At 63.7% G+C, this 13,282-nt stretch carries 16 protein-coding genes; 2 read left to right on the forward strand and 14 right to left on the reverse strand.

Features of this window, described 5'->3' with window-relative positions; translation table 11 throughout:
• Positions 1–32: 32 nt before the first annotated feature.
• The 14 genes from CWR53_RS15180 to ccmA form a co-directional block, all read right to left on the reverse strand.
• Positions 33–695, reverse strand: coding sequence for a histidine phosphatase family protein (locus tag CWR53_RS15180; protein WP_100851983.1), 663 nt, complete (start codon positions 693–695; stop codon positions 33–35).
• A gap of 176 nt (positions 696–871) precedes the next feature.
• The gene (locus tag CWR53_RS15185) at positions 872–1,210 is read right to left on the reverse strand and encodes an FKBP-type peptidyl-prolyl cis-trans isomerase (protein WP_027915980.1); all 339 of its coding nucleotides are present in this window, start codon (positions 1,208–1,210) and stop codon (positions 872–874) included.
• Between the two features lie 105 nt (positions 1,211–1,315).
• A complete protein-coding gene (locus tag CWR53_RS15190; protein ID WP_058639834.1) occupies positions 1,316–2,104 on the reverse strand; it encodes a PhzF family phenazine biosynthesis protein in 789 nt (262 codons plus the stop codon).
• A gap of 51 nt (positions 2,105–2,155) precedes the next feature.
• Positions 2,156–3,094 (reverse strand): 2-hydroxyacid dehydrogenase, encoded by a 939-nt coding sequence (locus CWR53_RS15195; protein WP_100851984.1) that lies wholly within the window; start codon positions 3,092–3,094, stop codon positions 2,156–2,158.
• A 739-nt stretch (positions 3,095–3,833) separates the two neighbouring features.
• Positions 3,834–4,256 carry a hypothetical protein gene (locus CWR53_RS15200; RefSeq protein WP_058606098.1) on the reverse strand — a complete coding sequence of 141 codons (423 nt, stop codon included), beginning with the start codon at positions 4,254–4,256 and terminating at the stop codon, positions 3,834–3,836.
• Positions 4,257–4,267: 11 nt separating this feature from the next.
• Positions 4,268–5,458, reverse strand: a complete 1,191-nt coding sequence (gene ccmI, locus CWR53_RS15205) for a c-type cytochrome biogenesis protein CcmI (protein WP_100851985.1) — start codon at positions 5,456–5,458, stop codon at positions 4,268–4,270.
• Positions 5,451–5,927 (reverse strand): cytochrome c-type biogenesis protein, encoded by a 477-nt coding sequence (locus CWR53_RS15210; RefSeq protein WP_058606096.1) that lies wholly within the window; start codon positions 5,925–5,927, stop codon positions 5,451–5,453. Before CWR53_RS15210 ends, ccmI begins: the two co-directional genes overlap by 8 nt.
• Positions 5,924–6,460: a DsbE family thiol:disulfide interchange protein gene (locus tag CWR53_RS15215; RefSeq protein ID WP_023533963.1), complete on the reverse strand. Its 537-nt coding sequence runs from the start codon at positions 6,458–6,460 to the stop codon at positions 5,924–5,926. Before CWR53_RS15215 ends, CWR53_RS15210 begins: the two co-directional genes overlap by 4 nt.
• Complete coding sequence (locus tag CWR53_RS15220) at positions 6,457–8,430, reverse strand: heme lyase CcmF/NrfE family subunit (RefSeq protein WP_181405493.1); 1,974 nt, start codon at positions 8,428–8,430, stop codon at positions 6,457–6,459. The genes CWR53_RS15215 and CWR53_RS15220 overlap by 4 nt, the downstream gene beginning before the upstream one ends.
• 11 nt (positions 8,431–8,441) lie before the next feature.
• Positions 8,442–8,897 (reverse strand): cytochrome c maturation protein CcmE, encoded by a 456-nt coding sequence (ccmE, locus tag CWR53_RS15225; protein ID WP_058606094.1) that lies wholly within the window; start codon positions 8,895–8,897, stop codon positions 8,442–8,444.
• Positions 8,894–9,070 carry a heme exporter protein CcmD gene (ccmD, locus tag CWR53_RS15230; protein ID WP_023533952.1) on the reverse strand — a complete coding sequence of 59 codons (177 nt, stop codon included), beginning with the start codon at positions 9,068–9,070 and terminating at the stop codon, positions 8,894–8,896. Before ccmD ends, ccmE begins: the two co-directional genes overlap by 4 nt.
• A complete protein-coding gene (locus CWR53_RS15235; protein ID WP_058606093.1) occupies positions 9,067–9,834 on the reverse strand; it encodes a heme ABC transporter permease in 768 nt (255 codons plus the stop codon). Before CWR53_RS15235 ends, ccmD begins: the two co-directional genes overlap by 4 nt.
• A 45-nt stretch (positions 9,835–9,879) precedes the next feature.
• Positions 9,880–10,548: a heme exporter protein CcmB gene (ccmB, locus tag CWR53_RS15240; RefSeq protein WP_058606092.1), complete on the reverse strand. Its 669-nt coding sequence runs from the start codon at positions 10,546–10,548 to the stop codon at positions 9,880–9,882.
• A complete protein-coding gene (gene ccmA, locus CWR53_RS15245) occupies positions 10,545–11,177 on the reverse strand; it encodes a cytochrome c biogenesis heme-transporting ATPase CcmA (RefSeq protein WP_058606091.1) in 633 nt (210 codons plus the stop codon). Before ccmA ends, ccmB begins: the two co-directional genes overlap by 4 nt.
• A gap of 161 nt (positions 11,178–11,338) precedes the next feature.
• Here ccmA and CWR53_RS15250 point away from each other — a divergent pair, with 161 nt between their 5' ends.
• Together CWR53_RS15250 and CWR53_RS15255 are read left to right on the forward strand one after the other, a co-directional pair.
• Complete coding sequence (locus tag CWR53_RS15250) at positions 11,339–12,889, forward strand: flagellar hook-length control protein FliK (protein ID WP_058606090.1); 1,551 nt, start codon at positions 11,339–11,341, stop codon at positions 12,887–12,889.
• Positions 12,886–13,218, forward strand: a complete 333-nt coding sequence (locus tag CWR53_RS15255) for an EscU/YscU/HrcU family type III secretion system export apparatus switch protein (protein WP_058606089.1) — start codon at positions 12,886–12,888, stop codon at positions 13,216–13,218. The genes CWR53_RS15250 and CWR53_RS15255 overlap by 4 nt, the downstream gene beginning before the upstream one ends.
• Positions 13,219–13,282: the final 64 nt, after the last annotated feature.

Consider the following 13,282-nt stretch of genomic DNA (forward strand, 5'->3'; position numbering starts at 1 on the left):
GTTCAGCATCCTGGCTCAACAGTACCAGCGGATCAGGTCGGGCAGCTATGCTCACCGTCATCGAGCCCCTGACGCACGTTGCGGCTGCGCAGGCTGGCCTTGCCATCGTGCCAGTCCAGGGTCAGGACATAGAGGGTGTCGAAATCCCCATCCTGCCAATCCTCGGTGATGACGTGCTCCTTGCCGACAGCCTTCTGGGCGACGGTATTGATCAGGTCCGGCAGGTAGCCGTGAGACCACGCGGTATAGATGGTCGCGTTACGGTACTTGTTGCTGAGCAGTTCGTCGGCCAGGTCATCGGTGTCGTTGGCGCTGTAGTCGATGTTGACCGGCAGGCCAAGGCGAATGGCACTGGGGCTGATGGTCATGAGCGGACGCAGGTAGCTGTAGCTTTGGTCATCGGCGCCCTCCTCCACGTGCCGGGACGGGTTGGCGGCAAACACGTAATCGGCCTTGCCGAAACGTTCGGGTAAAACCGTGGCCAGGTCCAGCGCACGGTTCAGGCCCTGGCAGTTCAATTGGCCTAAGCCTTCACCGGGTTTTTCGGCATGGCGCAGAAACACCAGGGTCTGGGTGCCATCGACCGGTTGCGCGCGGCTCTCGACGGCGTCCAGCGCCAGCGGTACGCCTACGGCGGTCAGGGCCAGGCCCAGCAACCAATGACGGCGACGATGCAGGTGTGGAATCAACTTCATCAATGCAGGCTCGTGTGACAAACGGGTCACCCGCGCATCGCCCGGACGAGCACAGGGCGCCTTTTGCAGTGAGTGCCTTCCTTGACGACGGGTTCGGTTCAGAGTGCCAAAAACCCGTTTTGTTCCCCGCTGCCACGGTGCCAGGCGTCTGGCACGGGCATTACGGGGCCATCCAGTCAGTCGTCGCGCGTCAGCACCTCAAGCAGCTCGATTTCGAACGCAAGGTCCGAATCAGGTGGAATCGATCCGACGCTACGCGCCCCGTAGCCCAGGTGCGCGGGCACCAACAGCTTGCGCTTGCCGCCAACGCGCATGCCCATGATGCCCTGGTCCCACCCCTTGATAACGCGCCCGGTACCGATCACGCATTGAAACGGCTTGCCGCGTGACCAGGAGGAGTCGAACTCGGTGCCATCGGCCAGCCATCCGGTGTATTGGGTAGTGATCAGGGCACCTTTGACGGCCGCCTTGCCGTCGCCCTCGACCAGGTCGATGATTTGCAGTTCTTGGTTCATGCGCAGGCTCCAGCCGCTACGAAAATGCCGTCCTTTTCGCAGCATTGTCCGGATTTGGCAAGCCTTGGTGTCGGCTCGCGCATTGTCCGTGACGACAGGGCCGTCCTATAGGTAGACGGTACCGCGCATGAACAACGCCGCCCGCCCACTGATGATCACCCGGCCATTGCCCGGTAGCACGCAGCGCAGCTGGCCCTTGCGCGCACCGCCCTGCTCGCACTCAAGCGACTGCTTGCCTAGCCGTTGTGCCCAGATCGGTGCGAGCGAGGTATGGGCCGAGCCGGTCACCGGGTCTTCATTGACCCCCACGCGTGGCCCGAACCAGCGCGTCACGAAATCGAACCCACGCCCCGCCGCCGTCACGGCGATGCCGCGCACGTCAAAGCCGGCCAGCGCGACAAAATCTGGCGTGAGGGTGTCGAGCAATCCAGGGTCATCGACCACCACCACGTAGTCGTCGCTGCGATATACCGCCAGCGCCTGTTGCAGGCCCAACGCCTGCAACAGACCGGCTGGCACGGGCTGGGCCTCTGGTTGGCGAGCGGGGAAATCCATGGCCAGCAGGCCGTCCGCTTGACGAGTTACCCGCAGTTCACCGCTGCGGGTATTGAAGCGCAGCACCTGCGCCGGTTCATTGAGGTGTTCGAACAACACGTAGGCCGAGGCCAGCGTGGCGTGGCCGCACAGGTCCACTTCCACGGTGGGCGTGAACCAGCGCAGGTCGAACGCCTCGCCGTTGCGTACGAAATACGCCGTTTCGGAAAGGTTGTTTTCCTCGGCGATGCGCTGCAGCACGGCATCGGGTAGCCAGTGATCGAGCGGGATGACCGCAGCCGGGTTGCCGCCGAAGGGTTCGGCACTGAAGGCGTCGACCTGGAAGATTTCAAGTTGCATGGATACGCTCCTTGTTGCCTGCCCTTGTGCAGGCATTTGGCAGTATGGGGCTTAATGAAGCACCGGTGTCAGCACTGGCTTGCCGGCGAAAAAAGCATCGAGGTTACGCAGCACCAACGTCACCGTGGCTTCTGCCGCTTCTGGCGATTGTCCGGCGACATGGGGCGTCAATACCGTGTTCGGCAGCGACTTGAGGGTGTCGGGAACGTCAGGTTCCTCATCGAACACGTCCAGGGCCGCACCGGCCAATTGCCCGCCCTGCAGTGCCTGGGTCAGCGCCTGGGTATCGACGACGCTGGCCCGCGCGATGTTGACTAGGTAGCCCTGGGGGCCGAGTGCGTGCAGCACCTGTGCATCCACCAGGTGGCGTGTATCGGCGCCGCCGGGTGTGGCGACCACGAGAATATCGACTGCCTCGGCCAGGGCCAGGACGCTGTCGTAGCCGGTGTAGGGCAATGCCGGACGTGGTGTTCGGTTGTAGTAGCTTACGGGCATGTCGAACCCTTGATGCGCGCGCTTGGCGATGGCTCGGCCAACGGCGCCCATGCCCAGAATGCCCAGGCGTTTGCCAGTGACCGATGGGCTGATCACGCGCTGCCATTGGCCGCGCCGGGTACTGGCGTCGGCTTGTGGGATGTTGCGCAGCAGGGCCAGGAGCATAGCCATGGCGTGATCGGCCACAGCGTCAGCGTTGGCGCCGGCGCCGTTGGTGACGGTGATGTGGCGGGCATGGGCGGCTTGCAGGTCGACCTGCTCATAGCCGGCGCCGATGACGCAGATGATCTGCAGGTTGGGCAGTGCGTCGATTTCCTGGGCGGTCAGGCCGAGGGGGCCGCGGGTGAGGACGGCGTCGATGCGGGGGCCGTTTTGCTCGATGGCTTGGGCGCGCAGGTCGGGGGTTTGGGCGAGGATCAGGTGGTAGCCGGCGTTGGTCAGCAGGGGTAGGTAGGTGTCTACGGTTTCGACCAGGACCAGGATTGTCTTGTGCATGGGGCCTCCGGGTGGGTTGGGGATTATGCGGAGGGGGTGGGTGGTACAGTCAATGGGTATTGTCGGTGGGGACTTTATGGGAGGTGGGAGTGGGGTTTGTGGGCGGGCGCTTAGCTTAGTAGTTACCCGGGTTTTGAATCAAACTCGGCGGGATTTGAACTTTGATGTCCGAACTCTGAGTATCAGTGTGGGCATTTATATTGAGTTGGTATTCAATAGTTAGGGTGGCGCATAATCACCTTTCCGCCCTTACGGCGGCTCACTTTTTGTCTTGTCAAAAAGTAAGCAAAAACCGCCTGCTCCTATCATCCGGCCCCTACGCTGCGCTTCGGGGTTCCCTCGCTCCGGGCTTGCTCCCGGGAGGACCGCGCTGCAGGCCCCATCCTGGGGCCCAGCGCTTGACAGGCATCCATGCCTGTCACCTCCCTCCGCAAGCCCTGCGCTCGGCCTCCTGAAGTCGCGATCTGCGGCGCCTGAACTACCGCGCGCTTAGAAGCAAGATCAAGATTGACGGTCTCGATGGCACTGACGCTCTTTAGCATGAAATGTCTTAAGTACTAAGAATTCATCTTGCTCTTTGCGGTGCAACTGCCTTGCACAACATTCAGGGCTAGCCCATTTCGTGTAGGAGCGGTCTTGTACCGCGATGGGCCGCGCAGCGGCCCCGGTTTTTGGCTGTACCACTTACACAATTAACGCCGTTGTGCGGCCCATCGCGGCCGGTGCGGTGCCGAAAAATCTACTGCCCAAACGCCCGCCCCAGCCCTCCAGGCACACCACTGCTATCGGTCTGCTGCCAAGGCCCATCCGGGCTCACCGACCAGCTCCAGCCGTTGTCGAACCGGTAATACGTCCGTTGGCGGTAGAACGTGTTGGGTTTTTTGTCCAGCACGTACACGCCCAACTTGGGGTCCCAGTGGCTCGCCCCGCCCGGCGGCGGGGCAAAGCTTGCCGAGGTGCGCGGCACTGGTTTGGCTGGGGGTGCAGGCTTGCTCCCAGGTCCAGCAGGCTGTCCACCTGGCAGCGGCTTGACCACCGGCCCCTTGGGCGGCAGCCGTTCGATCGGCGGTTCGGGCTCAGGCTGCGAAGCAGGGCCATGCACCGTACAGGCCGACAAACCCAGTGCCAGGGTGATCAGGGTAAGGCGTACCGTCGCGTGCATAGGGAACTCTCTTACGAATCAGGGCTGTCGATGATCAGGCGCTGCTGGGCCTGGGTCGTGTTGGGCAAAGGCGCGCTCTGGCCAACCCACTCGCCGCGGGTCGGTTGCCCGTCCTTGGAAACGCGCGCAACCAGTTGGACTTCGGCGAAATCGGACAGTTTCATCTGCGCCATCATCGCATCCGCATTTGAAAGCTCGACCTCGATGGGCAACTGCGCCACCGTCACCCGCTTGGCGGCAAGTGGCATGGGCGGGCCGCTGCTGGCGCGGGCAAAAATGAAGACGGTGTCCTGTGCCTTGACCTTGTCCCGCAAAGCCGGCGCCAATTCCACCCGCACCTTCAAACGCACCGCAGCAGGTGCCGGCACCTGAGCTGACTGAGTGCCCAACCGCTCAGCTGCACGGTCAATGCCACCCTGCAATGCCGCGCGCGACGCATCCCCTTGCGGCAACTGCGCCAACAGCCGTTTCCAGTACTCGATAGCCTCCTGATAGCGCTCACCTTCAAATGCCGCAATGCCACGCAGCCCCAAGCTGGTGACCTCATTGGGATCGGCTTTCAGCGCCTCGTCAGTCAATGCCTGCAGTTGCCCACTCCAGCGCTTGTCGGCCGCGAAATACAGGGCCTGGGCCCACTGGCCCAGCAACTCGGGCTGGCGACCGGCCAGGGCTACTGCGCGCTCGAACGTGCGGGCCGCCTCGGCAGGGCGTTGTTCGGCCATGTAGGCACGGCCCAGGAAGTACACCGCCTCGGCCGACTCAGGTTGTGCCTGAACCACTCGCTCCAGGCGTGCCGTCATTTCTTCCATCGACTTAGGCGCCTGGGCAAATTCCTGGGTAAGGGCCACTTTGTCCGCCGCACCGAAGTGCAGGTACAGCCCCAACGCCAGCAGCGGCACCAGAACCGCTGCCAGCAACGGCAAGGCCTTGCCCATTTGACGCTGCCTGGCGGGTTCGGCGCCCTCGGTGTCGGCCAGCAACTCACGGGCGGCTTCGTCACGGCCCTGACTCAATTGCAGGTCATCGAGCACACCCGATGCTTGCTGCGCGGCCAGCGCGGCGATGCGTTCCTGATAGAGCGCCACGTTGAGCGCCGTGCGGTCTTGCTCCTGCTGGTGGCGACGGCCACGCAGGATCGGGATCAGCAGAAAGCTGAGGGCCGCGAGCAGCAACAAGCCCGCGCTAAGCCAGAATTCAGTCATGGGTGCGTTCTTTTTCCAGCAGGTTGGCCAGCCGTGCGCGCTCCTCGGCTGACAATTCATCAGTGCCTTGCACGGCCGCCAGGCGACGACGCCGTACAATCACCGCCAATACGGCGAACCCGCCGACCAGCAGAATGCCCGGGCCAAACCAGAGCAACCAGGTCCGGCCGCTCAGCGCAGGCTTATAGCGCACGAAATCACCGTAACGGTCGACCATGAAGTCGACGATCTGCTGGTTGCTCTTGCCCTCACCCAGCATGCGGAATATTTCCCGGCGCAGGTCAGCCGCAATGGGTGCATTGGAGTCGGCGATATCCTGGTTCTGACACTTGGGGCAGCGCAATTCCTTGGTCAGTTGCTGATAGCGCTCACGCTCGGCCTGGTCACGAAACTGATAGGTATCGATGGCGGCCTTGGCCACCCCACCGACGCACAGGCTCAAGGTCAGGGCTGCGAACCAGCGCTTCATGGCGTCGCCTCGTCGAGCAGCGCCTGGTAGCGTGGCGCCAACTGCTCGCGCCAGACACTGGCGTCGACCACGCCCACATGCTTGTAGCGAATCACGCCATCGCCATCGATCAGGAACGTCTCCGGCGCACCGTAGACACCCAGGTCCAGCCCCAGGCTGCCCTGCTCGTCACTGATGTCCAGCAGGTAGGGGTTGTGGAACTCGGTCAGCCACTTCTGCGCTGCGGCGTTGTCGTCCTTGTAGTTCACCCCATAGATGACCACACCCTGGGAAGCCAGCTGGTTGAGATAAGGATGCTCGACCTTGCACGACGCGCACCAGGTGGCCCAGACGTTGACCAGCGCAGGCCGGCCCTGCAGGTCTGCCTGGGTAAGCGTACGGTCGCCCTGGGTGGAGGCCAGCGAAAAGACCGGGAACGGTTTGCCGATCATGGCCGAGGGCAATTCATCGGGCTTGAGAAACAAACCTTTGTACAGGAACACCGCCACCAGCAGGAACACCGCCAGGGGGACGACCATCAACCAACGTTTCATGCAACTGCTCCAGACACACCCAGGGCCTCGCGCACCCGGGACTTGACCTTGACGCGGTAGCGCCGGTCGAGGGCCGCCAGCAACCCGCCCAGGCCAGTCAACAGACCGCCCAGCCAGATCCAGCGGACAAAGGGCTTGATGTGCACACGCACCGCCCAGGCACCGTTTTCCAAAGGCTCCCCGAGGGCCACGTACAGGTCGCGGGTAAACCCTGCGTCGATCCCGGCCTCGGTCATCATCGACTGCTGCACGGTGTACAGGCGCTTCTCCGGGTGCAGGGTGGCCACCGGGCGACCCTCGCGGCTGACCACCACCGTGCCCTTGTCGGAAATGAAGTTGGGCCCTTCGAAGTGCCTGGCGCCCTGGAACAGGAAATGATATCCGCCCAGCTCCACGCTTTCGCCGGGGGCCATGCGCAGATCACGCTCGGCGCTATTGTTGCTCGACAGCACCACCCCAAGGGCACACACCGCAAGCCCCAGGTGAGCGACCTGCATGCCCCAGTAACTGCGTCCTAGGCCAGGCAGCCCTCTGAGCAGCCCCTTGTGGCGCGTCTTGTCGAGCACATCGCGCAGCCCCCCGAGCACTACCCAGGCGGCCAGGGCGAACGTGGCCAGCACCTGCCAGTCGAAATCGTCGACGATCAGGCCCGCCACCGGCGCCAGCACGGCGCTGCCGACCAGGACCGGCGTCATCATGCCCAGTAGCCACTTGCCAGGCGTATCTTTCCACCGCACCACCACCCCTATTCCCAGCACCAGCATCAGCAGTGCCATAAGCGGCAGGAACAGGGCATCGAAATAGGGCGGGCCTACCGAGAGCTTGGCGCCGGTCAGGGCATCGAGCACCAGCGGGTACAAGGTGCCCAGCAAAATCATCGATGCCGCGACCACCAACACCAGATTGTTCGCCAGCAGCAGGGTTTCGCGCGACCACAGGGCAAACCCCACCTGGCTCTTGACCACTGGCGCACGCAAGGCGAACAGGGTCAGTGAGCCGCCGACCACGAACAGCAGGAAGAACAGGATGAAAATGCCGCGCGACGGGTCGGCGGCAAAGGCATGCACGGAGGTGAGCACCCCGGAACGCACCAGGAACGTCCCCAGCAGGCTCAGTGAGAACGCAGCGATGGCCAACAGGACGGTCCAGCTCTTGAACACCCCGCGCTTTTCCGTCACTGCCAGGGAATGGATCAGCGCCGTGCCTACCAGCCAGGGCATGAACGATGCGTTTTCCACCGGGTCCCAGAACCACCAGCCACCCCAGCCCAGTTCGTAATACGCCCACCAGGAACCCAGGGTGATACCCACGCCCAGGAAAGCCCAGGCCACCAGGGTCCAGGGCCGCGACCAGCGGGCCCAGGCGGCATCCAGACGCCCGCCGAGCAGGGCGGCGATGGCGAAGGCAAAGGCGACCGAAAAACCGACGTAGCCCATGTACAGCATTGGCGGATGCACGATCAGGCCAATGTCCTGCAGCAGCGGGTTGAGGTCCCGGCCGTCGACTGGCACCTGCGGCAGCAGGCGCTGGAACGGGTTGGAGGTGATGATCAAAAAGCTCAGAAAGCCCACGCTGATCATGCCCATGACCGCCAGCACGCGGGCGAGCATCACCTGGGGCAATTGCCGCGAGAACACCGACACGGCGAAGGTCCAGCCCCCCAGAATCAGCGCCCAGAGCAGCAGGGAGCCTTCATGCGCCCCCCAGACCGCGCTGAACTTGTAGTACCACGGGAGTGCACTGTTCGAGTTGCTGGCCACATAGGCAACCGAAAAGTTGTCGGTCATGAAGGCATGGGTCAGGCACGCGAACGCGAACGTCAGAAAGGCGAACTGCCCCCAGGCTGCGGGCCGCGCCAGGCTCATCCACAAGCTGTCACCACGCCACGCCCCAAGCAGCGGCAGGCTGGCCTGCACAGCCGCGAAGCAGATGGCCAGAATCATCGACAGTTGGCCGAGTTCGGGTATCACCAAGGCTGCGTTCATGGCCGCGCCCCCGTCTGGGTTGCCGCCTGGCCGCTTTCTTTCAGCGCCTTGCTGACTTCAGGGGGCATGTACTTTTCGTCATGCTTGGCCAGCACTTCGTCGGCCACCACCACGCCGTCGCCGTTGAGCTTGCCCAAGGCCACGATGCCCTGCCCTTCACGGAACAGGTCTGGCAGGATGCCGCGGTAAGTGATGGGTACGGACTTGTTGAAATCGGTGACCACGAAGCGCACGTCCAGCGAGTCGGAGGAGCGTTGCACCGAGCCCTGTTCGACCATGCCGCCGGCGCGTATGCGCGTGTCCAGCGGTGCCTCGCCATTGGCGATCTGGGTGGGGGTGTAGAACAGGTTGATGTTCTGTTGCAAGGCAGTGAGGGCAAAGCCCACGGCAACTCCGACGCCGACCAGCAGACCGACGATGAGCAACAGGCGTTTCTTGCGCTGCGGATTCACTGCGTTTTCTCCCGGCGCAAGCGGCGCGCCTCTTCTTGCAGGTAGCGGCGCCGGGCCAACACCGGCACGGCGACGTTGAGCGCCAGCACCGCGGCGCAGATGCCGTAGGCCGACCACACATAAAGGCCGTGATGACCCATGGCGATGAAATCACCGAAACTGGCGAAACTCATGGCACGACCCTCCCAGCCAGGCTGCCAGATACCTCTTGCTTCACCCAACTGGCGCGTGCCTCGCGCTTGAGCACCTCAAGGCGCATGCGCATCAAGAGCACCGCGCCAAAGAAGCAGTAGAAGCCCAGCGCCGTGCACAACAGTGGCAACCACATGTCGGCGGGCATCGCGGGTTTTTCGGTCAGGGTGAAGGTGGCGCCCTGGTGCAGCGTGTTCCACCATTCGACCGAATACTTGATGATGGGGATATTCACTACCCCAACGATGGCCAGCACGGCGCAGGCTTTCGCCGAGCTGTCACGATTACTGATTGCCTGGCCCAGCGCAATGATGCCGAAGTACAGGAACAACAGGATGAGCATAGAGGTAAGGCGCGCATCCCACACCCACCAGCTGCCCCAGGTTGGCTTACCCCAGATGGCCCCGGTCACCAGCGCAACAGTGGTCATCCAGGCGCCGATTGGGGCAGCGCATTGCAGGGCGACATCGGCCAGCTTCATCTTCCACACCAGCCCCACCACACCGGCCACCGCCAGCAGAACGTAACAGGACTGGGCCAGCATCGCGGCCGGGACATGGATGTAGATGATGCGAAAGCTGTTGCCCTGCTGGTAGTCCTGGGGCGCGAAGACCAGCCCCCAGACCACGCCGACCACCAACAAGAGCCCGGCAGCGATGGACAGCCACGGCAACATGCGCCCGCTAATGGCATAGAACCATTTCGGAGAGCCCAGCTTGTGAAACCACGTCCAGCTCATTTTCATCAGGGTGCATCCAGGGTATTGGCCAGGCTTCAAAGCCCAGGCTCGTTATTCGCCGACGCTGATTTTCAGGCCGGCGGCGATCGCAAAGGGTGCCAGGGTCACGGCCAGGGCCGTCAGGCTGGCGAGCCAGAGCAGGTGGCCGGTGGCGGGCATATTCTGCAACGCCGCCTGCAATGCACCACTGCCCAGGATCAATACAGGGATATACAACGGCAGAATCAGCAACGCCAGCAACAAACCGCCGCGCTTGAGGCCGACCGTCAGCGCAGCGCCCACCGCGCCCAGCAGGCTCAACACCGGCGTGCCCAGCAGCAGCGAGCCCAGCAGCACCGGCAGGCAGTGCCCTGGCAGGCCGAGCATCAGCGCCAGCAACGGTGCCAGCAACACCAGCGCAAGCCCGGAGAACAGCCAATGCGCCAGCACTTTGGCCAACACCATCAGTGCCAGCGGATGCGGCGAGAGCACCCACTGCTCCAGGGAACCGTCTTCGAAATCGCTGCGAAACAGCCCGTCCAGGGACAACAGCACCGCCAGCAGTGCAGCCACCCATACAAGCCCCGGGGACAGGTTCTGCAGCATCTGGGTCTGCGCCCCGACGGCCAAGGGGAACAAGGCCACCACGATGGCGAAGAACACCAGCGGGTTGGCAAGCTCCGCAGGCCGGCGAAACAGCAACCGCGCCTCGCGTCGCAACAACAGGGTAAAGACGCTCATGCTGCCCACTGCCCCAGGTTGAGTTCTCGGTAGCCCGCAGGCGTGTGGGTCAGGGTGTGGTGGGTGGTCAGCACCACGGTGCCACCGTGCTCGCAATGGGCGGCCAGATGGGCCTCCAGGTCCGCGACCCCCTGTTTGTCCAGGGCAGTGAACGGCTCGTCCAGAATCCACAACGGTGCGGCTGCCAGATGCAGGCGCGCCAGGGCCACGCGGCGTTGCTGCCCGGCCGACAAGGTATGGCAAGGCACGTCCTCGAAACCGCGCAGCCCGACGGCAGCCAGGGCCTGCCAGATCTGTTCGCGGCTGGCTGGACGGTGCAGTGCGCACAGCCAGGTCAGGTTCTCTTCGGCTGTGAGCAGTTCCTTGATGCCCGCGGCATGGCCAATCCACACCAGGATGCTGGCCAACGTATGCCGCTGTTCGTCCAACGGACGTCCACCGAGCAGGATCTGACCGGCGGTCGGCTGCATCAGGCCAGCCAGCAGGCGCAACAGGCTGGTCTTGCCGCTGCCGTTGGGGCCGCTGATCTGTAGCATGTCGCCTGGCCGAAGTTCGAAGGCAAGGTGCTCGAACAGCAGGCGCCAGTCGCGCTCGCAGGCCAGGCCCACGGCTTGAAGATGAAGAGTCACGGTTCTGCCTTATCGTTCTAGGGTTCGGATGACGCTACCCGAAGCCCTGCCACTCAAGTCGCCCGGTGCGCTGCCGTTATACTGGCAATCACGGGCGGGCGGCATTATTACATGCACAGCCAGGCTGCCAAGAGGCTGGGTACCTAAGGTTGTATACAATCATGACTGAAATCAATAGCCTCGGCCTGCAAACCCTGAACGGCGCCCAGGCAATCAAGGCGGCGATGACCGGTGAACTGCTGCGCCTTACCCAGGCCCAGCCCGGTTTGCTTGGCCCTGGCGAGACCGCGCAGGCTGAAGTGGTTGCCATGCGCCAGACCGGCCAGGAGTTTCAGCTGGTTTTGCGTCTGCTGCAAGCCAACGGCCTGCAGACCCAACTGCAAGCCAGCGCCAGCCAGCCTTTGCCTCAGGGCAGTCAGGTGACCGTGAGCCAGCCCGAAGCCGGCCGGCTGGCCATTTTGCTGCAGCAGGCAAGTACCAGCCAGGTCTCGACCCTGACGCGCCTGGACACCGCCCGGGTACCGGTCGGTAGCCTGTTGCAGGGCAAGGTGTTGACCAATCAGGTGCTTCCCGGAACCCCTGGCCAGCCGGCCAGCTACCGGGCGCTGGTAAGCCTTCTGAATACGGCCCAGGCCGGTGCCGTGCTGGCCGTGGACAGCCCCAGGCCGTTGGCGATCGGCAGCCTGCTCAGTGCACGCGTGCAGGGTGACCAGTCCTTGCAGTTCGTCCCCTTGGCCGGCAGGCAGGACCAACTGGGTATCGCCCAGCATCTGGGCAGCCAGCAAAATCGCCAGGCCTCGCTCCCGAGCCTGTTGGCCGGCTTGCAACAGTTGGCGCGCGACCCGGAGGCTGACAGCCCGCTGCGCACGACGATCGAGCGCCTGCTTGGCGCGCTGCCGACGGCCCAGCAACTGGGTGATGCAAAAGCCGTTGCGCAGGCGCTGCTCAACAGCGGCGCCTTTCTGGAGGCAAAATTGATGACCGGGGCCACGGCAGGGCTGGGCGCCGACCTCAAGGCCAACATGCTTCAACTCATTACTCAGATCAGCACCAACGCTGCCCTCGGCCCACCACCGGCCAGCCTGGCAGCGGCCATGCCGGCGCTGGTTCGAAACGCGCTGGGCACGCTCGAACGGGTAAGTCCCAAGCCTCAGCCTGGCGCGTTCCCGCTGCCCTCGAGACTGTTGCAGGCCTTGGAAGACGAAGGTGACCTGGAGCAATTGCTGCGCTTGGCTGCAGCTGCCGTTTCGCGCCTGCAGAGCCACGCCATGAGCAGCCTGCAGCAAAGCGGCACACTGGAAAACGGCAACCTGCAGACCACTTGGCAGACCGAAGTGCCCATTCGCCACGGGCAGGAATTCGTGCCCCTGCAGATCAAGCTTCAGCGCGAAGAAACCCCTCAACAGCAGGCCGACCGCGAGCATCAGGCCCCTGATGCGTTGCAACCGTTGTGGCGGATCGAACTGGCTTTCGATCTGGCGCCGCTCGGCCCGCTGCAGGTCCAGGCCCAATTGACTCAGGGCCGTCTCAACGGCCAACTGTGGGCTGAGCGCGAATCGACCGCTCGCCTGATCGAACAGCAGCTCGGCGCACTGCGCGAACGCCTGCTGGCGCGCGGCCTCGAGGTCGATGACCTGCACTGCTACCCCGGCGCCCCGGCGCAGGGCCTCCGGACACGCGTCGAACAACGCTGGGTGGACGAAAACGCATGAGTACCCCTACCCCCCGCCAGGCCGTGGCACTGAGCTACGATGGACAACAGGCGCCCACCCTCAGCGCCAAGGGCGACGATGAACTGGCCGAAGCCATCCTGGCCCTGGCGCGCGAACACGAAGTGCCCATCTACGAAAACCCGGAGCTGGTGCGCCTGCTGGCACGCCTGGAACTGGGCGAGCAGATTCCCGAGGCGCTGTACCTGACTATTGCCGAAATCATCGCTTTCGCCTGGCAGTTACGCGGCAAAGTGCCACCGGGCTTCGACGATGGTCCGGCTCAACCACGCGACGTTACGCCTAGACACTTGCGCCTGCCCGAAGGGTAGTAATCGGCTAAGGCCCCATGCGACGGTGGGGCCGACACTGTATCGGCTCTTTTTACTGCATGAG

Source organism: Pseudomonas sp. SGAir0191 (genome assembly GCF_002812565.2).
Lineage (GTDB): Bacteria > Pseudomonadota > Gammaproteobacteria > Pseudomonadales > Pseudomonadaceae > Aquipseudomonas > Aquipseudomonas parafulva_B.